General features: G+C 44.1%; 23 protein-coding genes, 1 pseudogene and 1 riboswitch. Of the genes and pseudogenes, 21 read left to right on the forward strand and 3 right to left on the reverse strand.

Annotated features, from left to right (window positions below; all coding sequences use genetic code 11):
* Nucleotides 1–25: 25 nt before the first annotated feature.
* The 3 genes from QNO02_RS13720 to QNO02_RS13730 all read left to right on the forward strand — a co-directional run bounded on the left by QNO02_RS13720 (nt 26) and on the right by QNO02_RS13730 (nt 2,848).
* Nucleotides 26–1,270: an MFS transporter gene (locus QNO02_RS13720; protein ID WP_289392425.1), complete on the forward strand. Its 1,245-nt coding sequence runs from the start codon at nt 26–28 to the stop codon at nt 1,268–1,270.
* Between the two features lie 303 nt (nt 1,271–1,573).
* The gene (locus QNO02_RS13725) at nt 1,574–2,167 is read left to right on the forward strand and encodes a DUF1349 domain-containing protein (RefSeq protein WP_289392426.1); all 594 of its coding nucleotides are present in this window, start codon (nt 1,574–1,576) and stop codon (nt 2,165–2,167) included.
* Between the two features lie 39 nt (nt 2,168–2,206).
* Nucleotides 2,207–2,848 (forward strand): HAD family hydrolase, encoded by a 642-nt coding sequence (locus QNO02_RS13730; protein WP_289392427.1) that lies wholly within the window; start codon nt 2,207–2,209, stop codon nt 2,846–2,848.
* Here QNO02_RS13730 and QNO02_RS13735 read toward each other — a convergent pair.
* Complete coding sequence (locus tag QNO02_RS13735; protein WP_091030852.1) at nt 2,845–3,660, reverse strand: AraC family transcriptional regulator; 816 nt, start codon at nt 3,658–3,660, stop codon at nt 2,845–2,847. The two genes, QNO02_RS13730 and QNO02_RS13735, sit on opposite strands and share 4 nt — an antisense overlap.
* A gap of 295 nt (nt 3,661–3,955) precedes the next feature.
* On the opposite strand from QNO02_RS13735, the gene QNO02_RS13740 reads away from it, so the two are divergent.
* The 3 genes from QNO02_RS13740 to QNO02_RS13750 all read left to right on the forward strand — a co-directional run bounded on the left by QNO02_RS13740 (nt 3,956) and on the right by QNO02_RS13750 (nt 6,839).
* On the forward strand, nt 3,956–5,098 hold the full coding sequence (locus QNO02_RS13740; RefSeq protein ID WP_289392428.1) for an NAD(P)/FAD-dependent oxidoreductase: 1,143 nt from the start codon (nt 3,956–3,958) through the stop codon (nt 5,096–5,098).
* The gene (locus QNO02_RS13745) at nt 5,095–5,382 is read left to right on the forward strand and encodes a hypothetical protein (protein ID WP_249910799.1); all 288 of its coding nucleotides are present in this window, start codon (nt 5,095–5,097) and stop codon (nt 5,380–5,382) included. The genes QNO02_RS13740 and QNO02_RS13745 overlap by 4 nt, the downstream gene beginning before the upstream one ends.
* Before the next feature lie 215 nt (nt 5,383–5,597).
* Nucleotides 5,598–6,839 carry a cytochrome P450 gene (locus QNO02_RS13750; RefSeq protein WP_249910798.1) on the forward strand — a complete coding sequence of 414 codons (1,242 nt, stop codon included), beginning with the start codon at nt 5,598–5,600 and terminating at the stop codon, nt 6,837–6,839.
* A gap of 91 nt (nt 6,840–6,930) precedes the next feature.
* Here QNO02_RS13750 and QNO02_RS13755 read toward each other — a convergent pair whose 3' ends face one another.
* Nucleotides 6,931–8,370, reverse strand: a complete 1,440-nt coding sequence (locus tag QNO02_RS13755; protein WP_289392769.1) for a DHA2 family efflux MFS transporter permease subunit — start codon at nt 8,368–8,370, stop codon at nt 6,931–6,933.
* A gap of 282 nt (nt 8,371–8,652) precedes the next feature.
* On the opposite strand from QNO02_RS13755, the gene QNO02_RS13760 reads away from it, so the two are divergent.
* The 12 genes from QNO02_RS13760 (at nt 8,653) to QNO02_RS13815 (ending at nt 22,211) form a co-directional block, all read left to right on the forward strand.
* Nucleotides 8,653–9,258 (forward strand): TetR/AcrR family transcriptional regulator, encoded by a 606-nt coding sequence (locus QNO02_RS13760; protein WP_062834267.1) that lies wholly within the window; start codon nt 8,653–8,655, stop codon nt 9,256–9,258.
* A 90-nt stretch (nt 9,259–9,348) separates the two neighbouring features.
* Nucleotides 9,349–9,882: a GNAT family N-acetyltransferase gene (locus QNO02_RS13765; protein ID WP_091030838.1), complete on the forward strand. Its 534-nt coding sequence runs from the start codon at nt 9,349–9,351 to the stop codon at nt 9,880–9,882.
* 73 nt (nt 9,883–9,955) lie between these two features.
* Nucleotides 9,956–10,630 carry a response regulator transcription factor gene (locus tag QNO02_RS13770; RefSeq protein WP_289392432.1) on the forward strand — a complete coding sequence of 225 codons (675 nt, stop codon included), beginning with the start codon at nt 9,956–9,958 and terminating at the stop codon, nt 10,628–10,630.
* Nucleotides 10,627–11,997 (forward strand): sensor histidine kinase, encoded by a 1,371-nt coding sequence (locus tag QNO02_RS13775; RefSeq protein ID WP_289392433.1) that lies wholly within the window; start codon nt 10,627–10,629, stop codon nt 11,995–11,997. The genes QNO02_RS13770 and QNO02_RS13775 overlap by 4 nt, the downstream gene beginning before the upstream one ends.
* A gap of 217 nt (nt 11,998–12,214) precedes the next feature.
* Complete coding sequence (locus tag QNO02_RS13780; RefSeq protein WP_091030831.1) at nt 12,215–13,201, forward strand: alpha/beta hydrolase; 987 nt, start codon at nt 12,215–12,217, stop codon at nt 13,199–13,201.
* A 126-nt stretch (nt 13,202–13,327) separates the two neighbouring features.
* The gene (locus QNO02_RS13785; protein ID WP_091030829.1) at nt 13,328–14,311 is read left to right on the forward strand and encodes an alpha/beta hydrolase; all 984 of its coding nucleotides are present in this window, start codon (nt 13,328–13,330) and stop codon (nt 14,309–14,311) included.
* Between the two features lie 45 nt (nt 14,312–14,356).
* On the forward strand, nt 14,357–15,811 hold the full coding sequence (locus QNO02_RS13790) for an alpha/beta hydrolase family protein (protein ID WP_289392436.1): 1,455 nt from the start codon (nt 14,357–14,359) through the stop codon (nt 15,809–15,811).
* 35 nt (nt 15,812–15,846) lie between these two features.
* Nucleotides 15,847–17,937 (forward strand): serine hydrolase domain-containing protein, encoded by a 2,091-nt coding sequence (locus tag QNO02_RS13795; RefSeq protein ID WP_289392437.1) that lies wholly within the window; start codon nt 15,847–15,849, stop codon nt 17,935–17,937.
* A 228-nt stretch (nt 17,938–18,165) separates the two neighbouring features.
* Nucleotides 18,166–18,540, forward strand: coding sequence for a hypothetical protein (locus QNO02_RS13800; RefSeq protein ID WP_289392438.1), 375 nt, complete (start codon nt 18,166–18,168; stop codon nt 18,538–18,540).
* A 2-nt stretch (nt 18,541–18,542) separates the two neighbouring features.
* Complete coding sequence (locus tag QNO02_RS13805; RefSeq protein ID WP_289392439.1) at nt 18,543–20,261, forward strand: ABC transporter ATP-binding protein; 1,719 nt, start codon at nt 18,543–18,545, stop codon at nt 20,259–20,261.
* A 451-nt stretch (nt 20,262–20,712) separates the two neighbouring features.
* On the forward strand, nt 20,713–21,135 hold the full coding sequence (locus QNO02_RS13810; protein WP_036670809.1) for a MarR family winged helix-turn-helix transcriptional regulator: 423 nt from the start codon (nt 20,713–20,715) through the stop codon (nt 21,133–21,135).
* A complete protein-coding gene (locus tag QNO02_RS13815; protein WP_289392440.1) occupies nt 21,132–22,211 on the forward strand; it encodes a threonine aldolase family protein in 1,080 nt (359 codons plus the stop codon). Before QNO02_RS13810 ends, QNO02_RS13815 begins: the two co-directional genes overlap by 4 nt.
* Before the next feature lie 156 nt (nt 22,212–22,367).
* Here QNO02_RS13815 and QNO02_RS13820 read toward each other — a convergent pair whose 3' ends face one another.
* Nucleotides 22,368–23,285: an AraC family transcriptional regulator gene (locus QNO02_RS13820; protein WP_289392441.1), complete on the reverse strand. Its 918-nt coding sequence runs from the start codon at nt 23,283–23,285 to the stop codon at nt 22,368–22,370.
* A 371-nt stretch (nt 23,286–23,656) separates the two neighbouring features.
* Between QNO02_RS13820 and QNO02_RS13825 the strand changes: the two are divergent.
* The 3 genes and pseudogenes from QNO02_RS13825 to QNO02_RS13835 all read left to right on the forward strand — a co-directional run.
* Nucleotides 23,657–23,980: pseudogene (locus QNO02_RS13825) on the forward strand (aldo/keto reductase); the annotation flags it as partial.
* A gap of 187 nt (nt 23,981–24,167) precedes the next feature.
* The gene (locus QNO02_RS13830; protein WP_289392443.1) at nt 24,168–24,932 is read left to right on the forward strand and encodes a class I SAM-dependent methyltransferase; all 765 of its coding nucleotides are present in this window, start codon (nt 24,168–24,170) and stop codon (nt 24,930–24,932) included.
* Nucleotides 24,933–24,943: 11 nt separating this feature from the next.
* Nucleotides 24,944–25,573, forward strand: a complete 630-nt coding sequence (locus tag QNO02_RS13835) for a pentapeptide repeat-containing protein (RefSeq protein ID WP_091030814.1) — start codon at nt 24,944–24,946, stop codon at nt 25,571–25,573.
* 70 nt (nt 25,574–25,643) lie between these two features.
* A riboswitch (guanidine-I (ykkC/yxkD leader) is annotated at nt 25,644–25,742 on the forward strand.
* Nucleotides 25,743–25,764: the final 22 nt, after the last annotated feature.

Genomic DNA, 25,764 nt, shown 5'->3' on the forward strand with positions numbered 1-25,764 from the left:
AAACCGCAGAAGGAAGGGATATCGATTGAAATTGCTTCAAGATTTGCCGAAGAATCCACGCTACTCCATTTTACTCGAACCGGTATGGGCCATTCCGGGCACGATCGTTCTCTTCTACGCTCCTTTATATATGAAGGAAGCCGGACTTTCGGACATTGAAATCGGTTTAATCAATTCGGTGAATCTTTATTTTGCCTTTATCTTTCAATTGTTTGCGGGTTCCATTACGAATAAGCTGGGCCGGAAACGAACAACGCTGATCTTTGATCTGCTTGCCTGGAGTGTTCCCATGTTCATCTGGGCCTTCTCCCAGAACTTCTGGCTGTTCCTGATCGCTTATTTACTGAATGCAACATCCAAGTTTGTAACGGTCGCCTTTAACTGTCTGATCATAGAGGATGTGGAGGAACACAAACGATCCAAGGTGTTTGCCATTCTCAACATGATTATTACAGGGGCTGGGGTACTTACGCCGATTGCCGGAGTTGTCATTGCTGATTTTGGTATTGTACCAACACTGGCCAGCATTTACTTTGTCGGGGGCATCCTCATGACCGCCATGTTTTTCATTCGTAACCGATACACGGATGAGACCGAGGTCGGCAAGGAACTTATGGGACTGCATAGTAAAACCCGCGTACTTCAGAGCTTGGGTTCCAGTCTGCGCCTGTTCGGCAAATCGTTCTACAAACGGAGACTTTTTCCGATTATTCTGATCACGGTGTTGTCCAATCTGATTTTGCAGCTGAACTTCTTTCAGGTCATTTTCTTCAAGGAACAGTTGAAATTTGATGACCGTGTCATTTCGTTTATCCCAGTAGTGACTGCGGTAACCGTCATGCTGCTCTATCTGGTCATCATTCCGCGACTGAAACGGCGTTCGGAAGAAAAGTATGTTGGTTTTTCCATCGTGCTTAGCACGGCCGGAGCCATTCTGTTTCTATTGATCCCTGTGGGGAATATAGGCATGCTGTTTCTCACGTTAATTGTGCTCGCTGCGGGGAACTTCATTTTGCAGACGTACCGGGATTCCCTGCTGATGAACCGATTGGGTACGCATGAGAAAGCCGATATGTTCTCGGCCGTGCAGACGGTCATGACGCTGACAGCCATTCCATCGGGATACCTGACGGGCTTGCTCTACCATTACAATCCAACGCTGTTGTTCAGTGTCATTCTTGGTCTATATATCGTACTCATGGTCATCATGTTTTTCCTGCCAGATCCGCAAAAGCACTCCCAAGTGCTGGAACCTTACAAAAATATGTAGAAAAAGGGGTTTACTGTATTTGGAGCGAATATGTAGTACAGAAAAAATGAGTAAATGCATGTTCAAAAAGAGCGGTTTTCAGTACCGAGAAGATGGGATGAAGCTAGAAATGGAGTAGCGGAGCGTAGGAAAACTACGTGAGCAACCGCAATGTTTCCGAAGGAAACATACTTCGTAAGCCCACACTTATTTCGGCTGAATGCCATATTCGATGCTGATGATGCCACTAGGCATCCTTAGTAATCAAAAGCGTACTTTTTGAACTACCGCTAGATCATATTTTAACTTGGGAGGCTGCTAAAAATGACTAACGTAATGACAACAGAAGCGCGGAAGCAATGGAGTTGGATGAACGAGCCCGAAAGCTGGTCCTTTACAGATCAGGGAGGTGTGCTGGTGGAAGCGAAGGCGGACACCGACTTTTTCCAAGATCCAGCGGGGAAGCACATTCGTGCAACTGCACCATTCCTGTCCATACCTGTGCCTGGCGATTTCGAAATCACCACCCAATTAACCGTTGATATGAAAAATCAATATGATTCCGGATGTCTGATGGTGATGGCGGATGATCTTAACTGGTGCAAAATTTGTTTTGAGTATGATGGAAAAGTGCCTACCATCGTGTCGGTGGTGACACGTGATGGTTCATCCGATGATTGCAATTCGGTTGAAGTCTCCGTACCTAATCCTTATCTGCGTATACGCAAAGTAGAGGACTGCATATCATTCTTTTATTCACCCGATGGGGATGAGTGGAAACTAATTCGATATTTCGGCATGCCGATACAAGGGGAACTTCGAGCTGGATTAGTTGTACAATCGCCAACTGGAACGGGCTGTACGAGTCACTTTTTATCCGTGAACGTTACTCATCCGGACTTGACCGCACGTTTCTAATCCGCTCCCCCGGCCGATCAATGGAGGGAGAACAGGTTCATGGTAAAAGCGTTTATATTTGATTTTGATGGACTCATTGTGGATACAGAGACACCCTGGTATTATGCATTTCGCGATATTTATGAAGAGCACGGAGTGGAACTTGGTCTGGAGCTATGGTCGAAAAATGTGGGGACATCCTTTGAGGAGTTTCATCCATTTCTATATCTGGAGCAGGCGCTCCAAAAAAAGATAGATCATGATCATATCAAACTGCTCTCTGAACAGAAATACGAAGTCTATTTGGGACAGGCCGCCATTCTTCCGGGGGTGTATGAATTGCTTCAGTCTGCGAGGCAGAAGGGGATTCAGCTTGCGGTTGCTTCCAGCTCTACACGGGACTGGGTGCATGGTTACTTGCAGAAATTAGGCATTTTTGATTATTTCACAGTTGTTCATACATCCGAGGATGTGAAGCGAGTGAAACCGGACCCTGAACTTTACCTTCTTGCTCTCCGGAGTCTTGGGATCGAAGCTTCCGAAGCGATTGTGTTCGAAGACTCACCTAATGGCTTGAAGGCAGCCAATGCAGCAGGTATTCGTTGTATCATCGTGCCTAACGAGGTAACGTGTGGTCTGGAATTCGCCATGCATGAACTGCGGTTATCCTCGCTGGCCGAGATTGATATGGAGGCGCTTTAATCCAGATACTGCTTGCGTAGCTCGATAGGGGAGATCCCTTCGTATTTTTTGAACACTGATCCAAAGTAACTGGCACTGTTGAAACCAACAGCTTTGGCTATTTCATGAGCGGTTGTAGCGTCATTTTCGATGAGCATTTCCTTGGCTTTCAACAACCGATATCGCATCAGATACTCCAATGGAGTCATTTGAAATTCTTTTTTGAATATTCGATTGAGGTGCTGCTCGGTAACGTCCATCTGCTCAGCCAACATGGGGAGAGAAATATCCTGATGATAATTTTGTTTGATAAAAGTAATGAGTTCATCCAATCTTAGTCGGGCATCAGAACGTTCGTAAGCACTATAGCGTTCACCTTCAATGGTTAATCTGACCAAAAGCATGTACAGTAATGCGGAGACGTGCCAGATTCGATCCTTGTGCCGGGACTGCAGCGCCAACGTAATTTCACGCAACAGGATATGAAGCATTCCATCCGGCTTGAAGGCGCGCAGCTCCCCGATCTGCAAGGTATGCAAGAACCGTGGCAACAAATAGCCATTGAAAGACAGACAATCAAATCGTAATGAATCACTCAGATTGTGGTAACGGTAGGTTACCTCCGGGAACAAAATGAGAGCGGTCCCTTTTTTGATCGAAAATTCATGATTCTTTGCTGCGATTCGCCCTGTTCCTCCGATGCACTGTACAATGCTGTAATCCCGTGAATGGTCGCTCCAATTCATCAATTCATCAACGGTCAACTGGTTTTGCCCTGTAATCATGAGCGGCATATCGGTATCCAGCGGATTCCCCATGCTAGGTTTCGGCATCGTTGTGTTATTCCTCTTTTCGTTAAAGGATCATGTGCGTAAGTGGCGTGGTTACAGAGTTAAAAGAAACCTAGAAAGAATTATATTACATAAATGGAATAATTTTAATTGAATGACGGACGATATATAAAACGTTTTCATATAAATGCTTCAACAATTATTTATTGGATGAATGAGTATGAACTGTAGTCTGATCAGCCTCTATCTATGGATCTAAAAGTACGCCTACCTTGCCAACAGAATGCGAAACGGTATACGCTATAACGAATGAGTGATTAAAGAAAGGAATGCAAACATGAAGAAAGTCATCGTAGTTGGATCGGGTATTCTGGGGGCATCAACAGCCTATCAATTAGCCAAACATGGCGCAGAGGTAATCATCATAGACCGAAAAGATATAGGACAGGCAACGGATGCAGCTGCTGGGATCATCTGTCCATGGCTGTCACAGCGACGTAATCAGGACTGGTATCAGCTCGCCAAGGCTGGTGCGCGGTTCTATCCTGGCATCATAGCGGAGCTTGAAGGCGAAGGAGAAACGGAAACCGGTTATGCTCAAGTGGGCGCGCTTAGTATTCATACGGATGTGGACAAAATCAACAAGATGGAAGAACGGGCCCATCTTCGCAAAGCAGATGCACCGGAGATTGGCGACATTACACCTCTTGATGCCAAAGAAACCCGTGAGCGTTTTCCATTGCTGGATGAACGTTATCAATCGGTACATATCAGCGGTGCTGCACGTATAGATGGAAGGGCGCTTCGCGATGCCTTGATCCGATCTGCACAGCGAAATGGAGCGGAAGTGATCCATGGAGACGCTACGCTTCAATTCGAAGCAAATCGGGTCGTTGGTGTGAGTGTTAATGATCGGAGTTTCCTGGCAGATGAAGTCGTTGTCTGTGCAGGTGCATGGGCCAACGAACTGCTGAAGCCGCTCGGCATACACTTTAAAGTGCATTATCAAAAGGCACAAATTATGCATCTACATGTCACGGATGGGGAGGATACAGGCCGCTGGCCTGTGATCATGCCACCTTCTGACCAATATCTCTTGGCCTTTGATCAGCAGAAGATTGTGATTGGTGCCACTCATGAAAATGATGTGGAGGGTTATGATACAAGAGTAACCGCAGGGGGCATGCAGGAAGTTTTGGATAAAGGCCTGGAACTGGCACCAGGTCTTGCAGACAGTACATTCCAGGAAGTACGAGTTGGGTTCCGTCCGTTCACACCTGGCTTTCTGCCAGTAATGGGGGCTGTCCCCGTCTGGCAAGGTCTGATTACAGCGAACGGACTTGGAGCCTCTGGATTGACCATGGGTCCTTTTATCGGGAGTCAACTGGCGAAACTAGCTCTTGGCATGGAGCTGGATATCGATATTGAGCCCTATGCTGTTAGCAAAGCAATGGATGAAATTGAAAGAGGTGAACCATGACATATTCACAACGTTTATCCGATGGGGCGAATTCGTCCGACATCATATATCTGGAACATCAGATCGGTACAACGAAAGAAGAACTGCGCATAGCTTTGGAGAAACAAGAAACATACAAACGCGAATTGTCGGAATTGTCGTCATCACCAATCGGTAAAGCATCGAAAGAGGGTTCGGACAAGCAAGTCTTAATGGAGAAGGCAAGCCAAACGCAGGACTTGATTGAGACCTTGTCTGCACAGCTTGGTCAGCTACAGGAAGCATTGGCGAAACTAGGCGATTGATCGGTACATATCGCTGATCTCTCTGAAACACCGACAGAAATAATATACGATACGTATAAAACGAAAACCCCTTATATTAAGGGGTTTTTCTGATTTGGTTCAAATGGTTTATATCAATAAATGAACGTATGGTATAAAATGGAATCAGGTGCTGAACTGTCAATTCAGGTACCCATGTAACCAATCACGAAACTATGCTGAGAGGTGGGTTCCAAATGTATAAAGAAGTGATACGCGTTGAGGACATCACGGGGTTTCAGTCCAGATCTGAAGAGTTTTTCCCACTTCACTGGTTTCGAAAAATGCTGTCCGAGCATCCTGTGTACTATCACGAAGATACAGACACCTGGAATGTGTTCAGATACGATGATGTGAAGCAGGTTCTGAGTAATCATGAGTATTTTTCAGCCGAAGGAACCCGGACAACAATTGCCGTTGGAGCAAAGAACAATGAAGGCACGCCTCCAGACAAATTAAACATATCAAGTATCGATCCTCCTCGTCATCAAAAAAGTCGTTCGTTGTTATCGGCTGCTTTTACACCGCGTAGCCTGAAGAACTGGGAGCCCCGCATTCGCAACATTGCAGAGCAGCTGGTAGCCGATATTGAGCCAAATACGACCATTGATATTGTTCAAGCGTTGGCTGCTCCGCTGCCTTCGATGGTTATGGCTGATCTGCTCGGTATCCCTCTCACAGACAGTCATCGCTTCAAGAATTGGGTAGATATTCTGTTTCAACCTACCAATCCGAAGACTGCTGAAGAGAGTGAACTGAAAAAACAAACTGCAGCGCAAGAGTACTATCAATTCCTGTACCCCATTGTGGTACACAAACGGACCCATCCTGGTGAGGATATCATTACCGATCTGTTGAACGTTGATGTTGAGGGGGAGAAGTTCACGGAGGATGAGGTTGTTCGCACGACCATGCTTCTGCTTGGAGCCGGTATAGAGACAACAAGCCATATGGTTTCAAATACGTTCTATTCCTTCCTCTACGATGACCCGAGCTTGTATGGCCAACTCAGGCAGAACCCCGAATGGGTTCCGCTCGCAGTGGAAGAAATGCTTCGTTATCGGTTCCATAATGCCAAGCGACATCGGACAGTGAAGCAGGATAATCAACTGCTCGGAGTGGATTTGAAAAAAGGAGATGTTGTCATCTCCTGGATGAGTGCAGCCAATATGGATGAACAGATGTTTGAAGAGCCCTTTGAGCTGAATATTCATCGTCCTAATAACAAAAGACATCTTACCTTTGGTAATGGCCCACACTTTTGTCTAGGTGCCCCACTGGCAAGAATGGAACTCAGCATTGCCTTGACAGCATTTGTGGAGAAGATTGCTCGGATTGAACCGGTAGACTCCTTTGATTTGGAGAATAATCTGGCCACTTCAGCTCCGGGGCAGTCGTTGACCCATCTGCCAGTGAAGATCGTTGCGAGTGAGAAGTAATCATACGGGATACAACCTAAAAAGCGGCAGATCAGACGTAAACGTCTTGATCTGCCGCTTTGTTATGCAAGCAAGTATGAAGCTGGACACCTTAATTTGAATTCATAGAAACTTTTTGTCTTACCACCTGTTTGATTTCTTCCTCTTTGGCTTGTTTGGTACGTTTGATAAAGAAGGAAAGAACCAATCCCACAACAGCGATACCGATGATAACAACATAAGCATCATTGATACCCTGGATCATGGATTCTGTAGCAAGCTGTTTTTGACTGAGACCATTGGCTGCACCAGTTGCCATCATATCCTGTACATGTGCAGTTGTACGGGAGGTCATGACACTTACAAGCAATGAAGTACCTACAGCGCCAGCCACTTGTCTGACGGTGTTGGAGATAGCAGTACCGTGTGCACCAAGTCTTGGTGGCAGTTGGTTAAGCCCCGCAGTCTGAATCGGCATCATGAGCAGAGCCATACCAATTCGGCGGCCGGTTGACATTAATACCAGGTAACCATAACTGGTTGAATCCGTTAAGTCGATGAAACCAATTGTCGTCACGATGGTGATCACCATCCCGATTACAGCGAGCCATTTCGCTCCAAATCGGTCAAACAATTTTCCGGCTACTGGCATCAGGAAGCCCATGACAAGCGCACCCGGAAGGAGTAATAATCCGGACTCCAGTGCAGTGTAACCACGTGCGTTCTGGAGATACAAGGGAAGCAACATCATGTCAGCATACATGATCATTGTAATCGCGATACTGATGACCGTGGTCAGGGAGAACATGTTGTATTTGAAAGCCCGCAGATCAAGCAGCGGAGTTTCAGAAACGAGCTGACGCCATGTAAACAGAGCAAGGGCAACAATACCAGCCGCAATGCAGATAAGAACTTCTGCACTTGACCATCCCAGACTTCCTGCTCTGCTGAAGCCATACAGCAATGCGCCGAATCCAATGGTGGACAGCACCACGCTGATGGTGTCGAACTTTGTACTAACCCGTTCGGATACATTCTTCAGGTATACAAACGCAAAGGCAATGACAATAAGAGTTAATGGAATCATGCCGTAGAACATCGTTTGCCAAGAGTAGTTCTCAAGGATATAACCGGCAAGGGTAGGCCCGATTGCAGGGGCAAAAATGATGGCAAAGCCAACCATACCCATTGCAGATCCTCGTTTTTCAGGAGCAAACAAAGTCAAAATAACGTGCATCAAGAGCGGCATGATAATGCCGGCGCCAGCTGCCTGAATCATACGTCCTGTCAGCAGTGTGCCAAAGTTATTTGCAAGAGCGGATACGATGGTACCAATCAGGAAAATAAACATGGAAGCTTGGAATAATTGCTTGGTTGAAAAGCGTTGCATGAAGTAGGCCGTAATGGGGATCAGCACTCCGTTCACCAGCATGTAACCTGTCGTTAACCATTGTGCTGTTGCGGCGGAGATATTAAAATCACCCATCAGTTCCGGTGTAGCGACACTCATGATCGTTTGATTCAACGTTGCAAGGAAGGCTCCCAAAATCATGATAAACAGGATGGGGCCTTTCTTTACGGATAATTCTTCTTGTACTCTAGCCTGACTCAATCCTTTTCATCCTTTCAATCCACGCGTGACTAAATTTACAACGTGTTGTATAGTTTACATTGTATTTATTGAATTATATACATATTCGGACAGATTACAATTTACGTTATGACGTGTTTTCGTCGTTTATTTTACAGAAATTATGAGTTTGTTGTGTAAATCAAAAATAAACGACTGATTGTTTAAAATTGTAATGTTTAAAATTTGATAGGAGGGATACACGTGAAAGACGAGAAGAAATCAGCCGTGGACCCAAGAATATTGCGAACACGTCAGTTAATTCGAGGTGCATTTGTTGAATTGCTGCAGGAAATGGATATTGAGAAGTTGTCAGTCAACAAAATTGCCGAACGAGCGACGATCAATCGGGTAACCTTCTACCTGCACTATCGTGATATTACGGATATGATGGAGAAGATGGCCGATGAGATGATCGAGCATATTGAACGGATCGTGGATGAATATGCTCCTCATTTTGAGAAACAAAGGACGGAAGAGGCTTGGCCTGTTTTGGTCAAGTTACTGGAGCATTTTGCAGAGAACGCCTCGTTTTATCAGGTGGTACTTGCTACAAAGCGCACACCGATTTTTACCGAACGACTGCTCAAATTGTTGAGTACGCTGGTCAAAGCCAAGATTGATCGGGTGGAGATGGAGGATGAACTGGAAGAGTCCGGCATTCACAAAGAAATCGCAATCTGGTACGGTTCTTCGGCCCTGATTGGTACCATTGTCGCCTGGCTGCGTAATGATATGCCTTATTCCCCGCATTTTCTGGCGAAACAATTCTCGTTGATTCGCTCGTACTCCTATAATGACCTGATATAATCAAAGTACAATCCGCTGACGGCAAACGGGGGGATATGACAGGGAAATTGCAGCCCATTTCACCTAATGTAATAGAGGAGGAATAATGTAATGAAATATAGTGCAGAACGTATCTATGTAAGATTTTGGAATGTGGAAGATGCCTCTTTGCTTCTGGATCTACAGATTCGTAACCGTACGGAAATCGAGAAAATCACAGCGAGTAATCGGGATGATTCTTTCTACAGCCTGGAAGGGCAAAGGTCACTTATTGAGAGCTGGAACAAGAAGAGAGAAGAAGGAAATCGCTATTCTTTTGGACTTTTTCTACATACAACGGATGAACTCGTCGGTGAAATTTCTTTGTTCAAGATAATATTGGATTCTACCCCAAAATGGATCGTTGGTTATGTGACGGATATTCTACATCAAGGAAAAGGGTATATGAGCGAAGCCCTGCAATGTGTGCTGGAGTTTGCCAAACACGAAACTGAAATTACTCGAATCGAAGCTGGCGCTGTACCTGATAATACAGGCTCCATCCGTGTCCTTCAAAAAGCAGGATTCAAGGAGAATGGGTCACAGCCTGTGCCAATCCAGGGAATGTTGAAAGAACATACGATGTTTGCTGTGGACTTACTATAAGCACGATGTTTTACTATTTACTATAGAAGTTGAACTATATATTTAAACGTAACGGAGAGGACAGAAAAAAACTATGGCTACTATACTCGTTGCAGACGACGATGCGAACATTCGCGAACTCGTTTGTTTATTTCTAAAAAACGATGGATTCACAACGGTGGAAGCTGCCGACGGTAAGGAAGCTCTCACCGTGTATGGCGAAACTCCAGTGGATCTGGTTGTGCTTGATATTATGATGCCTGTTATGGACGGTTGGGCACTGTGCAAGGAACTCCGAAGATCGAATCCCGACCTCCCGCTACTCATGTTGACCGCGAGAGGAGAGACTTGGGAGAAAGTGAAAGGATTCGAATTGGGGACGGATGATTATTTGACCAAACCGTTTGATCCATTGGAGCTTACCGCTCGTGTCCGAGCATTGCTGAAACGATACAAAATTGGCTCTACACACACAATCCATTTTGGCAACGTCATTCTGGATCGTCAGACGTATAAGGTGACAAGAGGTACGGAGTCGCTTACGTTACCACTTAAGGAGTTTGAATTATTGTATAAACTTGCTGGAACACCAGGACAAGTCTACACACGTGAGCAGTTGATTGATCAGATATGGGGAATTGACTACGCCGGAGATGATCGAACAATAGACGTACATATTAAGCGCCTTCGCGAACGATTCGCGACTACACCTGACTTTCGGATTGAAACGGTGCGTGGGCTAGGATACAGACTTGAGGTCCATGAATGATCCGATCCATATATATTCGTGTGGTCCTGACCTTTCTGGGGTCTGTCATCGCTGGTACGGTCATTTCATTTTTTGTGTCTACCTGGATATTTGAGGACAAATTGAACCAAAACGCTCAAATTAACTTGCGTAATTTTGGCCAAGACGTTGTGCAGATTTATAAGACCCTGCCTTTACGTGAAGCGGACTTGTATGTAAGTGGAATGAAGCAGCTCAATTCCTATCATATCCGAATTTACGAAGCTTCCGGTCAGTTCGAGTCTTACGGAAAACTTAACGGACATAAGTCTGCTGCTGTGACGAGTGAGCAACTAAAGAAAGTATTAGCTGGGGGCGTTGTTCAAGATACGAGGGATGGGATCGCTACGGTGATTTTAGGGTTGCCTTTGAAAACGGAGATGGGAACCAAAGCGATGTTTTTGGAAACACTCTCACCTCCCTCAGCCACGTTTGTGGTCAAGTGGGGCTTGATCTTTGCAATCAGTTCGTTGATGACAGGAAGTTTGTTAATCCTGATTGCTTCTGTATATCTGGTGAGACCAATCAAGAAATTGACTAAAGCGACTAAACGGATTGCAGCTGGAGATTTCAACGTCAAGTTGAACATCAAGCAAACGACTGAGATTGGTACGTTGGCCCGCAGCTTTGAAGAAATGATGCATGATCTGAAGCAGTTGGAGCAGATGCGCAGGGAATTTGTTACAAATGTTTCACACGAGGTTCAGTCTCCGCTCACCTCGATATCCGGTTACGCTTCGGCACTGAAGCAAGTAAACCTCTCAGAACAAGAGCGAAACCGTTACCTGGATATTATCATCTCTGAAGCGAAACGAATGTCCAAAATGAGCGATAGCCTGCTCAAGCTGAGTTTGCTTGAATCGCAGTCACAGCAACTAAGGCTCAATTCCTTAAGCCTTGATGAACAGATCCGGCGGGTCATTGTGGCACTTCAGCCGCAATGGTCTGCGCGCAACATTCATTTCGAGCTTGATTTGGAGAACGTGAAGGTAACGGCTGATCACGACCAGTTAAATCAGGTATGGACAAACATCATAGGAAATAGCATCAAGTTTTCCAAGGATGGCGGTATGATTAAAGTCCGTATCGAAGAGGATTTCAAAAATGTGACTGTTCGAATATCCGACACGGGCATTGGAATTCCCCTGGAAGACCAGAAGCGTATATTCGACCGCTTTTTCAAGGCAGATCGTTCCCACAGTCGTAAATACGACGGGAGTGGTATGGGACTAGCAATCGTTAAACAGATCGTATCGCTTCATCAGGGTGACATCGGAGTGGAAAGCGAACCTGGTCAAGGTACGACCTTTATTATCACGTTGCCCATCCATCCACCAACGGATAGTTAGGCTCACAGGATAGGTGAATGAATTAGAATATCCACGGAGTATTTAAACCGAATTTTTATGCCATGTGTAACATGCAAGCTTCCTTGTATGTTACAACATGGCATTTTTTTTGCTTGTTCATATTCCGTTCATATTAAGGTCATTGGGAGTACATCTTTGTTAGTTAGGCTTGAATTAGCGGCCTGTTAGGCCAATATACAGATGAGGATAGGAGCAGATGAATGTGAATCAACATGTAGAGAAAGAAGTACAGAGTAAAAGCAAAATAAAGAAAGTGTTAAACATCTTGTTTAAAGTGTTTGCCGCAATCGTTATCGTAATCCTACTTTTTGTAGCTACCGTGTATACCGTTAACAAAATCAGCAGTTATTCGGAGCAAAAAAGAATGGAACCATATGGTCAACATGTATCCGTAGACGGGAAAAATATGAATGTGTTTATTCAAGGCAAAGGCGAGGAAACGATTGTGCTTCTGCCGGGTTTTGGAACAGCGTCACCTGCACTTGATTTTAAGCCACTTATTTCAGAACTATCCCCCTATTATAAAGTCGTTGTGGTTGAACCTTTTGGTTATGGATTGAGTGATCAGACTGACAAGGAACGCAGCACAGCAAATATCGTCAGTGAAATCCACGAAGCGCTGCAAAGTCTACATATTGATCGGTATATCTTAATGGGTCATTCCATTTCAGGGCTCTATAGTCTGGACTATGTGAACAAATATGCAGATGAAGTAAGTGCATACGTTGGGCTGGACACCAGTGTTCCAGCGATTAGTGAACAGAAGGTTGAAGCATCAGAAATCGTACCGATTACATGGTACCGTAACTTGGGTTTCCCACGTTTGCAATTAAAAATGAGTGATGATCCATATGCTGGGCTACCGTATGATGAACAAACCAAAGAACAATTGAACATTTTGATACAAAAGAACATGTTTAATTCAACTCAATTAAACGAGATTGTAAGCATGTATTCCAACTTTAAAGCAGCTGAACAGCAAACGTTGCCTGTTAATCTCCCGGTTCTTTTCTTTGTTCAAAAGAATCATCCGGTAGCGGAGAATTGGGTTCCTGAACATGAGAAGTTAATAGAGAATTCTGTGCGTGGTGAAGTGATGCTACTCGAAGCAAATCATTATTTATACCGTTCCCATGCCAAAGAAATCGCTGAAAAATTCAGGAGTTTTATGACGCAGCAATAAATATTGATTGACTTATTCATATTCAGTTCATATTGACGTCACGGGGAGTACATTTTCATTGGATAAGATTTCATTAGCAGCAAAGAAGACAACCGAACAAACAGTTCAAGACAGGAGAAGATCAGAGTGACACTACCAGAAGGAAAAAAAGCCAAGAACAGAACCAGGCTCAAGAAGGTACGAAATATTATACTTAAAGTACTGGGCGCAATCTTAATTGCCATTATTCTATTTCTAGGTATTGTTTATATCACAAATGTGATTAGTAGTAATTCAGAGGCGAAAAAGATAGAGCCCTACGGTCAGCATGTATCTGTAGACGGGAAAAATATGAATGTGCTCATTCAAGGTGAAGGCAAGGAAACGATTGTGCTTCTGCCCGGTTATGGAACAGCAACACCAGCGCTTGATTTCAAGCTGCTTATTGATGAATTATCTCCATATTACAAAGTGGTTGCTGTTGAGCCATTCGGTTATGGATTAAGTGATGAAACTGAAAAAGAAAGAACCACAGAGAATATCGTAAGTGAAATTCATGAAGCTCTGCAACAACTTGATATTCATCAGTACATGCTTATGGGTCACTCTATTGCAGGCATTTACGGCATTGATTATGTGAACAAATATCCGGGTGAGGTGACTGCTTTTGTCGGTATCGACAGTAGTGTTTCCACCCAACCTAGTATTACAGATGCGAAGTTCCCATTAAAAACGTTTGCGCTTCTCAGAAATACAGGTCTCTTAAGATTAATGATGAAAGTAAATGCAGACCCCTATGAGGGACTGGCATTTGACGATCACACAGTTGAGCAGATGAAAATGATCTCAAATAAAAACATGTATAATCCCACGTCATTAAATGAGATGGATCATATTTATTCCAATTTCAAAGGTGCTCGAGGTTTAACCTTCCCTAAAGACCTTCCACTTCTTCTCTTTGTACAAGCAAATAATGAAGGTGTTGAAGGATGGATTCCGTTGCATGAAGGGCAGATCAAAGATTCAGTACATGGGAAAGTCATCACTATGGATGGTTCACATTATTTACATCATACTCAATTCAAAAAAATTGCTGAAGATGTAAGAGCATTTATGAACGAAGCAAAATAAATATGGTTTCGGCCGTTGCCGTGATGAAAGAGAGAGGAATTCAACATGAGATTATTTGAGATACTGTTAGTTCTATCCTGTTTTGCTTTACTCGTAGACCTACTATTTATTAAAAGAAGTGCAAAGAAAACAGGATTGGGTTTGGGGATAGGAAGTAGCGTTATACTCGTAGTTCAATTGTTAGTTGAGGGATACAGATGGCAGTTGCTTTTGGTATATATCATGACGGCTCTATTCATAATTATTGTTTTACTCAGACATTCCGAAAAGATGATGAATCTAAAAATAGGGAAGTTCTTGAAATATAGTTTATCTTCCCTGATTGTCATTCTGCTGGTTGCTTCTACTGCCTTGTCTGTATACTTACCTGTCTTTAATTTGCCGAAGCCGGATGGTCCAGAGAAAGTGGGTACTCAAACCTTTCATTTTACAGATCAGAACAGAGATGAAGTCTTCACTGAAGATCAAAGCGATAAGAGGGAACTAATGGTTCAAGTTTGGTACCCTACTGAAAATAGGAATAATATCAAGCGTGACACGCTGTTTCCAAATAATAAAGAAATGTTCAAAAAGTATATTCAGAGCTTCTCTGCTTCTTTAAAAATGCCCGAATTTGTACTCGACTACTTGAAGTATAGTCACACCAACTCTTATGAAAATGTAGAAATATTACCTTCCACAAGTCCTTATCCCGTGGTACTGCTATCTCATGGTATGGGAACTAGTAGAGTTCTACAAGCATCACAGGCGGAGAATCTGGCCAGTCATGGGTTTATCGTGGTCACCATCGATCATACGTATAGCACCTTTGCTACGCTTTTTCCAGATGGCCGTGTAACGGATTATAAAAAAAGTACGACTACACTAGATGAACGTACAAAAACAGGGAAGATATGGACGAAAGACGTGGAGTTTGTAATCGATCAAATCGAAAAGCTGAATTCAGGTGCAATCGAAAGTCAATTTAAAGGCAAGATCGATTTAAATAACATAGGCGCGATGGGGCATTCTTTTGGGGGTGCAACCGCGTTTAATGCAACGTATTTAGATCAGAGAATCAAGGCCGGGGTTAATATGGATGGGTCACTATATGAAGTGGAAAATAGAGATGATATAAACAAGCCGTTTATGTTCATCCGATCAGGAAGTTTTGAAGACTGGTTAGCCAATTTTGAAGTGGATAGAAATTCGGATGATGAAGTAACTAAATTTCTTTCAGATGAGCTGCACATCATGAAAAATGTTATCGATCATGGGGGAAATGTGATCTATGTAGAAGGAACCCAGCACTTCAATTTCACGGACCTTCAATTCTATTCGGAGCTGGTTAAACTGTCCGGGATCACAGGAGACATCAATGGTAAAAGAGGATCAAATATCATAAATCAATATGTACTCGATTTCTTTAACAAGCAGCTGAAAGAAACGGGTGGAGATCTGATTCAGGGACCGAGCGATTTGTATCCAGAGGTGAAATTTGTAGACCCAGAAGAACTCTAATAAACAAAACATTTAAAATTCAGGAGATGATGTGAATGGGACGACAAAAGGGAAAACGAACTTCAATCGCTGTGTTAACTCTGGTGTTAACGATGTTAGCTCCAATGTCAGTCATGGCCGCATCAACTGCCGTTAACAGCAGTGACCTGACGTATGAACCAACCAAGAAAATAGTAGCGGAGAAAGCCAAATTACTGACCGAGAAACATGGAATAACTAGCCTGCAATATGCCCTCATTGATGGTGGAGAGATTGTGGTGTCCGGTCAGACGGGTAAAAACGATAAAAACAACAAGGTGCCGCTTACTTCAAATACGATCTATGGTATAGGTTCAACTAGTAAAATGTTCCTCACAGCTTCTGTTATGAAGTTAGTTGACGAAGGCAAGATTGATTTGGATCTGCCTGTTGTGAACTATATACCTGATTTTCAGATGAAGGATCATCGCTACAAACAAATCACACCACGCATGCTGTTGAATCATTCTTCCGGTCTGCTGGGCAGCACTGGCAGCAATGCCACATTGTACGGGGATAATGATACGTACTCACATGATACGTTTCTCGAGCAATTGGCGAGTCAAAACCTGAAGGCAGATCCCGGCGCATTCTCCGTGTATAGTAACGATGGGTTTACGTTATCCGAGATTATGGTTGAACGTGTTAGCGGCATGAGTTTTACAGCTTTTATACATCAATATTTTACGAAACCTTTGGACATGAAACATACCAAAACACCACAGGATGTGGTTGACCCGGCAGCAATGGCGGGAATCTATTCTCCTTTGGTTGAGGGTCAGCTTCCACAAGAGAATTATAATGTCATCGCTACTGGAGGCATTTATTCCACCGCTGAAGATCTTGTGAAGTTTTCACAAATCTTCACGGGAGAGGTCCAAGACATTCTTTCCAGTAAGTCAGTCGAAGCCATGGCGCAAGAAGAATACAAAAGAGGCATGTGGCCGGAGGGTGGCGACACGTCTATATCTTACGGGCTAGGGTGGGATAGTGTAAATCTGTACCCATTCAGTGAATACGGCATCAAAGCAGTAACCAAAGGTGGAGATACCATATCTTATCACTCATCATTAATCGTATTGCCGGAATACAATCTGGCTGCAGCCGTTACTTCATCTGGTGGGACAAGTGCCAAAGATCAGTTCATTGCGAGTGAATTATTGCTCAGCGCACTTGAGGAAAAGGGGATTATTACAGAACGGAAGCCGGAAAAATCATTTGGCGTGCCAGTGAAGGCCGATATGCCTGAAGAAATATCTACGTATGCTGGTATATATGGTGCCAATAATTCGGTTAAGAAGATCGAAATGAATCATGCTGGACAACTGACTGTATCCACACTCACAGCTCCAAGTAATCCGGCTCAAACATACACCTATACAGCGGATGGTACTTTTGTTAACGATGAAGGCACGGAAAAGTTGAAATTTGTTAAGGAGAAGAATGGAAGGACTTATCTGTGGTCTCGATCTTTTGTATCCTTGCCAGGACTTGGTCAGTTGGCTTTCTCAGAATATAAAGCGGAGAAGCTGGAAGTCAATGAATTATCCCAGGATATTACGGCCTCATGGGGGCAGCGTGAAGGTGAAAAATATTACCTGGTGAATGAGAAATACACATCAACGGTTTATCTCAATTCAGCACCAATTCTCCCGATTCATTTGGACAAAGAGACCCCGGGGTATATATCCAACACTAAGATTATTGGAGCAAACGAAGCAGTCACGGAGCTGCAAATCCCTGGCCTGGCTGGACGTGATACCAAGGAGATTTATTTCACCGAAAAGAACGGAGTAGAGTACATTACAGCCGTTGGTAGCATATACGCCAGTGAGGAAATGGTACAACCACTATATTCGGGTAAACAATCTCTAGCAACAATTCAAGCAGACGGATATGCCAGATGGTTTTCGATACCAGCAACGGTGAAAGGAAAAGTCATGACGGTTAAAATGCCTGCAACTGGCGCCTTTGCCGTATATGATCAAAAGGGTATTTGTATTAATCACACCGTAGTCAGCGGTCAGAATGAGGTTGTTTTACCAGAAAACGGCCGCATTGTATTTGCAGGTGACGTGGATTCCACATTTGAAATTTCATTGAAATAGTAACAATAGATTTGGTGCAGTGAATGATGATGATTTTTGTAGGAGTAAAAATAGTGAAAAACAAAAGAAGTCGCGAAATCGCGGCTTTTTTCTGTTCAAGAGATGATGAACATACGAGCGCAGTTACTTTATTGGAAAATTTAGGTTGACACTTCTTTTTATCGCGTATACAATCGTATACATAAATGCGTTGTATACATATGTATACACGTAATGGGGGTGGCACAAATGAGAGATCGTCCTATCGAAGAGATGGATGGAAGTGTACGTCAAGGTGAACGTCCGAAACGTGATGTGAGTGACAATGAGCAACGCGGAGAGCGTTCCAGACGTGGCAGAGGACATGGTGAACATCAGGGGAAACGGGGCCATGGAGCGCAAACATTCCGTCGCGGCCGGATTCTTGTATTTCTGGAACAAATGCAGAATCGAAGAACAACGCTTGTCCGACAACTTGGACAGGAGGAGTACGAACATATTCGCCCGATGATCAGTGGGGAGTTAAAAGCTATTGATCAGGTCATCGACGAGTATATCCATCTTTTCGAGCTGCAAAATGAAGATGTAAGTCCCAATAAGGATCTGGAGAGTGAGAGTGAATAAGTATGATTCGTCGTTTTTTTTCGTATTATCGTCCCTATAAAAAACTGTTTTTGATTGATTTTGGATGCGCTGTACTCGCAGGGCTTCTGGAGTTGGCTTTCCCCCTTGCCGTCAGCAAGTTCATTAATGAATTGTTGCCAGGTCAGGATTGGCCTCTTATTTTGCTTGCCTGTATTGTGTTGTTATCCATCTATGCACTTAATACCGTATTGAACTATGTCGTTACATACTGGGGACATATGCTTGGCATTAATATTGAGACCAACATGCGTGAGAAGATGTTCGCTCACTTGCAGAAGCTGTCCTTCCGTTTCTTTGATAATCGTAAAACAGGCCACTTAATTGGTCATCTTACGAATGATCTGAATGATATTGGCGAGGTTGCTCACCATGGACCTGAAGATGTATTCATCGCAGTAATGACATTAATCGGATCGTTCTGGCTGATGGCTAACATTAATCTTGAGCTTGCGCTGCTTACCTTTATCATTATCCCAATTATGGCTTGGGTCATTATCGTATTTGGCGGGCGGATGACGAAAACGTATCGGCGACTTTTCGGAGACGTCGGCAATTTCAATGCACGCATTGAAGATAACGTTGGTGGCATGCGTGTTGTGCAATCGTTCGCCAACGAAGAACATGAGAAAGAACTTTTTGCGGTGGATAATCAGAATTTCCGTAAAACCAAACTGCTTGCCTACAAAACGATGGCGAAAAGTATCTCGGTCAGTTATATGATGATGCGACTGGTTACGGTGTTTGTCATGATCAGCGGGGCTTGGTTTTATATCGATGGCAGAATCAATATGGGTGACTTTATGGCCTTCCTGCTGTTATCCAATATCTTTTTCCGTCCGATTGAGAAAATCAATGCAGTCATTGAAAGTTATCCAAAGGGCATCGCTGGTTTCAAGCGGTATCTGGAGATCATTGATACAGAACCTGAAATTGCGGATAGCAAAAACGCCGTTGAATTCGAAAGTGTGAAGGGGGATATTCGCTTCGAGAACGTCTCGTTCGGATATGAATCCAGTCGGCGTATTCTGAGTGATATCAGTCTGTCTGTTCGACCAGGGGAAACCGTTGCTTTTGTTGGTCCTTCGGGTGCAGGCAAGACGACGATCTGCAGCCTGCTTCCCCGATTCTATGAGGTAGAAGAGGGACGTATCACTGTAGATGGCGTCGACATTCGTAACGTTAAGCTTCAATCCTTGCGTAAGCATATCGGAATCGTTCAACAGGATGTATTTTTGTTCTCGGGTACCATTAAGGAGAATATTGCTTATGGGCATTTGAGTGCATCGGATGAACAAATCTGGGAAGCAGCCCGTCGTGCCTCATTGGAGGAACTGATTCTCACGTTGCCTGATGGCATGGATACCATTATTGGTGAACGTGGTGTTAAACTGTCGGGAGGGCAAAAACAGCGTTTGTCCATCGCACGTATGTTTTTGAAAAACCCCCCCATTCTTATTCTGGATGAGGCAACCTCTGCTCTGGATACGGAAACGGAAGCACTGATCCAGCAATCACTCGCTGAATTGTCGGTGGGCAGAACAACACTTGTGATTGCACACAGACTGACAACTATCAAGAATGCAGATCGAATCATCGTAGTAAACACAGATGGTATCGCTGAGCAGGGCAACCATGAGGAATTGGTCGCCGCTGGAGGGATATACAGCCGTCTTCATCAGGTGCAATATAGTCACTCTTAATTCAGGTAAATTGAACAAAAAAATAATTACACTCGTCACTCCGATGACAGAACAACCTTCCGATCGCTGTTATCCCCAGATTTTTTGATTCCTTCTAGAAAGGGGGAAATCCGGGGATAGCGTATGCTTCCGATGTAGCTTTCCTGCAGAAAGCTTGTAGGCGAACGATCCGCTTTTTCAGGTTCTTTCTGTCCTCTCCGTTTTGTGTAAATGTTTAGTCAATTTATATAGAAACTTAAGTAGCCGACTAAGTATCTAAATCAAGTAAACCTTGCCGCGCATATGCGTGGCTTTTTTCTGTTTGGATAATAAAAATGAAGTTATCAAATGCTATGCAAAAGATAATGTTGACAACGTCCACTAACGTGATTATTATAATGTTGACAATGTCCACTAAAAAGGAGGGTTTGACATCGACTCTCAGTACATAAATCCAGATATACTGGCTGACATGCGACGTTTTAACCGTTTTTATACCAACATACTCGGTGTACTCGACAAGCATATTCTCGGAACAGGGTATTCCTTTGCAGAAGTACGGGTCATTATTGAAATTGGAATTCGGGGAGAGAGCATTGCGAACAATCTGGTAGATACACTGACCATTGATCGCAGTTACATGAGCCGAATTGTGAACAAGCTGTCCAAGGAAGGACTGCTGGTGAAAGTGGATTCTGCTGCCGACAGCCGGGTCAGTCTTATTCGTCTGACAGCCAAGGGTGAGGAACTGTATGCCCAATTGAATGATCGATCCGATCAACAGATCCTGAAGCTGATGCAAGAATTGAATGAAGAAGAGATTCAAGAGGTATACACCTCCATGATGAACATACAAGAGAAGTTGAACAAGAAGGCAGGAGAGACAACACGATGATACGATTTGAATGTGATTATAACGAAGGTGCGCATGAACGAATTTTACAAAGACTGATGGAAACCAACATGGAACAGACGAGCGGGTATGGCACGGATGAGCATTGTGAACGGGCGAGGATGCTTATTCGTCAGGCATGTGACAATGAGCACGCTGATGTTCATTTCTTGGTTGGCGGTACACAGACAAATACAACGGTGATTGCATCTATTTTGCGTCCATATCAAGGAGTGATTGCTGCGACATCGGGACACATTGCGGTTCATGAGACGGGAGCTATTGAAGCTACGGGACATAAGGTGCTCACAGTTCCAAGCGAGGACGGAAAGATCACGCCTGAGCAGGTTAGAGCAGTCTACGATGCGCACATGAATGAGTCGTCGCCGGAACACTGTGTTCAACCAGGAATGATCTACATTTCCCAACCAACGGAGAATGGAACGATGTACAGCAAGGCAGAACTGCAAGCATTGCATACAGTGAGCAGAGCATGTGGTCTTCCGTTTTTCGTGGATGGAGCACGTCTTGGATATGCACTCGCTTCACGCGATTGCGATATGACACTTGCTGACCTTGCACGATTGTGTGATGTATTTTACATCGGGGGAACCAAGATTGGCGCATTGATGGGAGAGGCGGTTGTCATCCTGAATGATGCACTGAAGCCAGATTTTCGTTATATGATCAAACAAAAAGGTGGCCTGCTTGCCAAAGGCAGATTGCTGGGAATCCAATTTGAAACGTTGTTCGAAGATGGTCTTTACCTCGACATTTCTCGTCATGCCGTAGATATGGCCTTGAGAATTCATGACTCACTTGAACAGCAGGGGGTACGCTTCCTGTACGATTCACCAACCAACCAGCAGTTTCCGATTCTGCCTGATCGTTTGCTTGAGAAATTACGCAGCGGTTATACGTTCACCTTCTGGGAAAAGGTTGACGATACACACAGTGCGGTGCGATTCTGTACCAGCTGGGCAACTCGTCAAGAGAATGTGGATGCACTGACTCGTGATATCACTCAATTATTGTACGAAGAGATCCACGTGCCAGAACGGGTCGAAGCATTGGTCTAATCTTGTTCAAAAATGAAGGAGAACAGTTCCGATTTCCTTCTCATAAATACGAGTATTTGAATAATCCAAAAGCAATTACGCAGAATTCTGATACTGAAAAAGGACAACCCGTTGTGGTTGTCCTTTTTCGTGCTTTTTGTGGCAGTATATACTCGGTTACTCACTCAAGGCCATATCGTATTTCTCTTTCAGCCGTCGGATATCGGCTCTTGGCGGCGCACCGAACATGCGTGCATATTCGCGGCTAAATTGGGAAGCACTCTCGTAACCAACCCGGAACGCTACATCTGCCGCATCTGCAGATTCGGCCATCAGAAGTCGCCGGGCTTCCTGTAATCTTAATTGTTTCTGGAATTGTAATGGGCTCATAGCTGTGATCTCTTTGAAGTGACGATGGAATGAAGAGACGCTCATACTGGCGGTCTCAGCCAGATCTTCAATGCGAAATGGCTGTTCCCAATGATGAACGATGTACTCAATCGCTTCTCTGATCCGATAAGTGCTGCTACCTTCAACCGCAATCTGCGCCAGTTCTCCTCCGTAAGGCCCTTGAAGGAGGCGGAACAGGATTTCTTTAACGTACAACGGAGCCAGAAACGGAATCTCTCCCGGCGTATCCAGCAAACGAACAAGTCGGAGTACAGCGTCCTGAATGGACGATTCCATCTGACCTACAAACATGGCTCGTCTGGCGTTTTCGTTGAATGTTACCTTGATATTGCATTCGTTAAGTACTTCGAGAATTTGGTTCGGTGTGAATTCGAGCTTGAGACTTAAGTAGGGTGCATCAGCGGATGCCTTGATAATCTGCCCGATGACCGGGAGATTCATGGAAGCAATCAGGTAATTGGAAGATCCATATTCATAACGCTCCTGTGCGAGCAATACTTCTTTCAACCCTTGAACAATCACACAAAATGAAGGTTTATACACTCTGTATGCGGGTTCACTAATCTTGGAATGGTGATAGACAATCAAGGAAGGAACCGCCGTTTCCATTGCACCGTTATGATTGGAATGGCGTTCGATCAGGTCACTCAATTCCTGTTTTGGTAGAAATAATTCTTCGGTCATACGTATCCTCCTCACGGATTTAACCTACTTAAATTATAAAGCTTACCGTACAGAACCAAAAGGGGGCCTGAGAGGATCAGGCAATCAATTAAGACGATTGATATACCGCTTGCAGCCCATGACTCGGCATACTAAGAGTATGTTAACAGAGCCAAGCGATTAAAGTTTATTCGAAAAGTTGGGTGAGTAAGGTGATGAAGTGGTTATCAAACCATGTGAGGCAAATATTGATTGACAGGCTCGAATCACAGATCAAGTTCGAAGAAAATTCCGTACATCGAGAGATATACTTCACATGCTGGTTAGAGCTAGTTACCGAAGAGGTCGAGACAACATCCATTCACAGAACAAATTGAAGGAGAGTGTGAAATATGGAATATGTGAAATTAGGACGTACCGGTCTGGATGTCTCCAGATTATGTCTAGGTTGCATGAGTTACGGTGTACCGGAACGCGGAATGGCTCCATGGTCCCTGAATGAAGAGCAGAGTCGACCGTTCATCCAGAAAGCATTGGATGCTGGTATTAATTTCTTCGATACTGCCAATATCTATTCGGATGGAACCAGTGAGGAAATTGTTGGACGTGCATTGAAGGACTTTGCGCGTCGGGATGAGATTGTCCTGGCGACCAAAATTCACCATCTGGAGGATGCAATGGCAGCCCTTAAGGTGAAGCTGACTATGGAAGAGATCGGTTTCCTCGAAGACGCGTATGTACCGCATCCGGTAACAGGAAATCTCAGTTGATCCCAATTCTTAATGTTAAAGTCGCCATTCGGCGGCTTTTTTTATAGTTATCTGATGAGTGAATTGACAGTTCTCTTATATTGAAGTTATTATAGATACATTAGATCCTTAATTAAAAAGGAGATTATATTCTATGAATAACGGACATTCATCCGGTCAAGCGAACGAATCATGGTGTGGTCATTCCGCTCCTTTTGCAACGTTACAGGAAACCCCTATCTTATCCCTGCTCCAGCCATCCCAAGGTGAACGTATTCTTGATGTGGGTTGTGGCAATGGGGATCTGACAGCCAAAATTGCAGCCGCAGGAGCGCTGCCAATAGGTATAGATTTTTCAGAAGAGACGATTAGGCAAGCTAAACAGAAATACCCTGATATGAATATTCAAGTCGAAAATGCTTGTCATTATCGGACAGAAGAAACGTTTGATGCGGTCTTCTCTCATGCCGTTCTGCATTGGATAAAGGATGCTCCAGCTGTAGTACAATCCATACAGTTAGCGCTCAAGACGGGAGGACGATTCGTGGCTGAGTTTGCTGGAAGTGGCAACACGGCTATATTAATAACAGCGGTAAGGGAAGAACTGAATGCCCGTGGATACAAATGGGAAGGACGGAATCCATGGTATCACCCGACCATTGGCGAATATGCTAATCTACTAGAACAACACGGATTTCGAGTTCGTCTGGCGCAGCACGTTGACCAATTTACCCCGTTTAAGCCAGGTGTCAGAAAGTGGTTGACCAGCTTCGCGGAGTATTTATTCAGTGGTATCACACCTGCGGAACAGGATGTTATTATGGAAGCTGTCGAGAAAAGAGTGCGGCCACAACTGATGCGGGATGGACAGTGGTATCTGGACAGAAGCCGACTGCGAGTTGTAGCTATTAAAGAATAGGGGAATACGGGATGAAAATGGACAAACCCAAGATTCAGGAGCAGTTGCTCGAACCGGAAACGATTGCATTCCTGGAATCCAAAGTGGAGTACAAACACAAACTGATCGAGAACATTACATTGGATCAACAGGAAGCGAGTAAGGTTTCCTTTGAAAATGTTGTATTTAGACATGTGACAATCTCGGAGTCTGCCTTGGAACAATTTGAATTCACCGATGTCCGGTTTGAACACTGCGACTTCTCCAATGTCAATCTCTCTGGTGCCTTCATGCACCGGATCGAATGGCATAACTGCAAGTTTGTCGGAACTGATTTTTCCAATAGCCGATTGCAAAATGTCAATTTCCTTCATGGTCTAGGCGACTATAGCAATTTCCGTTTTGCCCATCTGAAACAGGTCTCTTTCTCGGAATGTACCTTGATTGGTGCGGACTTTGCCTATCTGGCACTGCAAAAAATGGAGTTCAGTCAATGTAACATCGACCAAGCTTCCTTAACGGGGACCAAAATGAAGGATTTGGATCTTAGCGATTGCGAATTTGACTCCTTGGTGCTGACCATGGAAGATCTCAACGGTTGTGTGATTTCACCACATCAAGCCGCCACATTTGTAGGATTAATGGGTTTGATTATCAAATAAATAACATGATCATAATATCAGGGTTGCCAAGATAGTGGAAGTGTGTATAATTGGAGACACATTAGAATAAAAACAGGTTTTCTAGGGTTCCGCGATGTATGTCGGTCTGGTCCGAGAGAAAACCCACAACCTGTTGGTTGTGCCACGGAGGGATAAAAGCCTGGGAGATGAACTGCTACATGCAGTTTGTT

Origin of the sequence: Paenibacillus sp. PK1-4R, from assembly GCF_030369595.1 — a bacterium.
Lineage (GTDB): Bacteria > Bacillota > Bacilli > Paenibacillales > Paenibacillaceae > Paenibacillus.

Coding starts and splice junctions, on each gene's coding strand:
- QNO02_RS13725 (WP_289392426.1), top strand. CDS start 1,574: ATGACTAACGTAATGACAACAGAAGCGCGGAAGCAATGGAGTTGGATG.
- QNO02_RS13730 (WP_289392427.1), top strand. CDS start 2,207: ATGGTAAAAGCGTTTATATTTGATTTTGATGGACTCATTGTGGATACA.
- QNO02_RS13735 (WP_091030852.1), bottom strand. CDS start 3,660: ATGCCGAAACCTAGCATGGGGAATCCGCTGGATACCGATATGCCGCTC.
- QNO02_RS13740 (WP_289392428.1), top strand. CDS start 3,956: ATGAAGAAAGTCATCGTAGTTGGATCGGGTATTCTGGGGGCATCAACA.
- QNO02_RS13745 (WP_249910799.1), top strand. CDS start 5,095: ATGACATATTCACAACGTTTATCCGATGGGGCGAATTCGTCCGACATC.
- QNO02_RS13750 (WP_249910798.1), top strand. CDS start 5,598: ATGTATAAAGAAGTGATACGCGTTGAGGACATCACGGGGTTTCAGTCC.
- QNO02_RS13755 (WP_289392769.1), bottom strand. CDS start 8,370: ATGATTTTGGGAGCCTTCCTTGCAACGTTGAATCAAACGATCATGAGT.
- QNO02_RS13765 (WP_091030838.1), top strand. CDS start 9,349: ATGAAATATAGTGCAGAACGTATCTATGTAAGATTTTGGAATGTGGAA.
- QNO02_RS13770 (WP_289392432.1), top strand. CDS start 9,956: ATGGCTACTATACTCGTTGCAGACGACGATGCGAACATTCGCGAACTC.
- QNO02_RS13775 (WP_289392433.1), top strand. CDS start 10,627: ATGATCCGATCCATATATATTCGTGTGGTCCTGACCTTTCTGGGGTCT.
- QNO02_RS13780 (WP_091030831.1), top strand. CDS start 12,215: ATGAATGTGAATCAACATGTAGAGAAAGAAGTACAGAGTAAAAGCAAA.
- QNO02_RS13790 (WP_289392436.1), top strand. CDS start 14,357: ATGAGATTATTTGAGATACTGTTAGTTCTATCCTGTTTTGCTTTACTC.
- QNO02_RS13795 (WP_289392437.1), top strand. CDS start 15,847: ATGGGACGACAAAAGGGAAAACGAACTTCAATCGCTGTGTTAACTCTG.
- QNO02_RS13800 (WP_289392438.1), top strand. CDS start 18,166: ATGAGAGATCGTCCTATCGAAGAGATGGATGGAAGTGTACGTCAAGGT.
- QNO02_RS13805 (WP_289392439.1), top strand. CDS start 18,543: ATGATTCGTCGTTTTTTTTCGTATTATCGTCCCTATAAAAAACTGTTT.
- QNO02_RS13810 (WP_036670809.1), top strand. CDS start 20,713: ATGCGACGTTTTAACCGTTTTTATACCAACATACTCGGTGTACTCGAC.
- QNO02_RS13815 (WP_289392440.1), top strand. CDS start 21,132: ATGATACGATTTGAATGTGATTATAACGAAGGTGCGCATGAACGAATT.
- QNO02_RS13820 (WP_289392441.1), bottom strand. CDS start 23,285: ATGACCGAAGAATTATTTCTACCAAAACAGGAATTGAGTGACCTGATC.
- QNO02_RS13830 (WP_289392443.1), top strand. CDS start 24,168: ATGAATAACGGACATTCATCCGGTCAAGCGAACGAATCATGGTGTGGT.
- QNO02_RS13835 (WP_091030814.1), top strand. CDS start 24,944: ATGAAAATGGACAAACCCAAGATTCAGGAGCAGTTGCTCGAACCGGAA.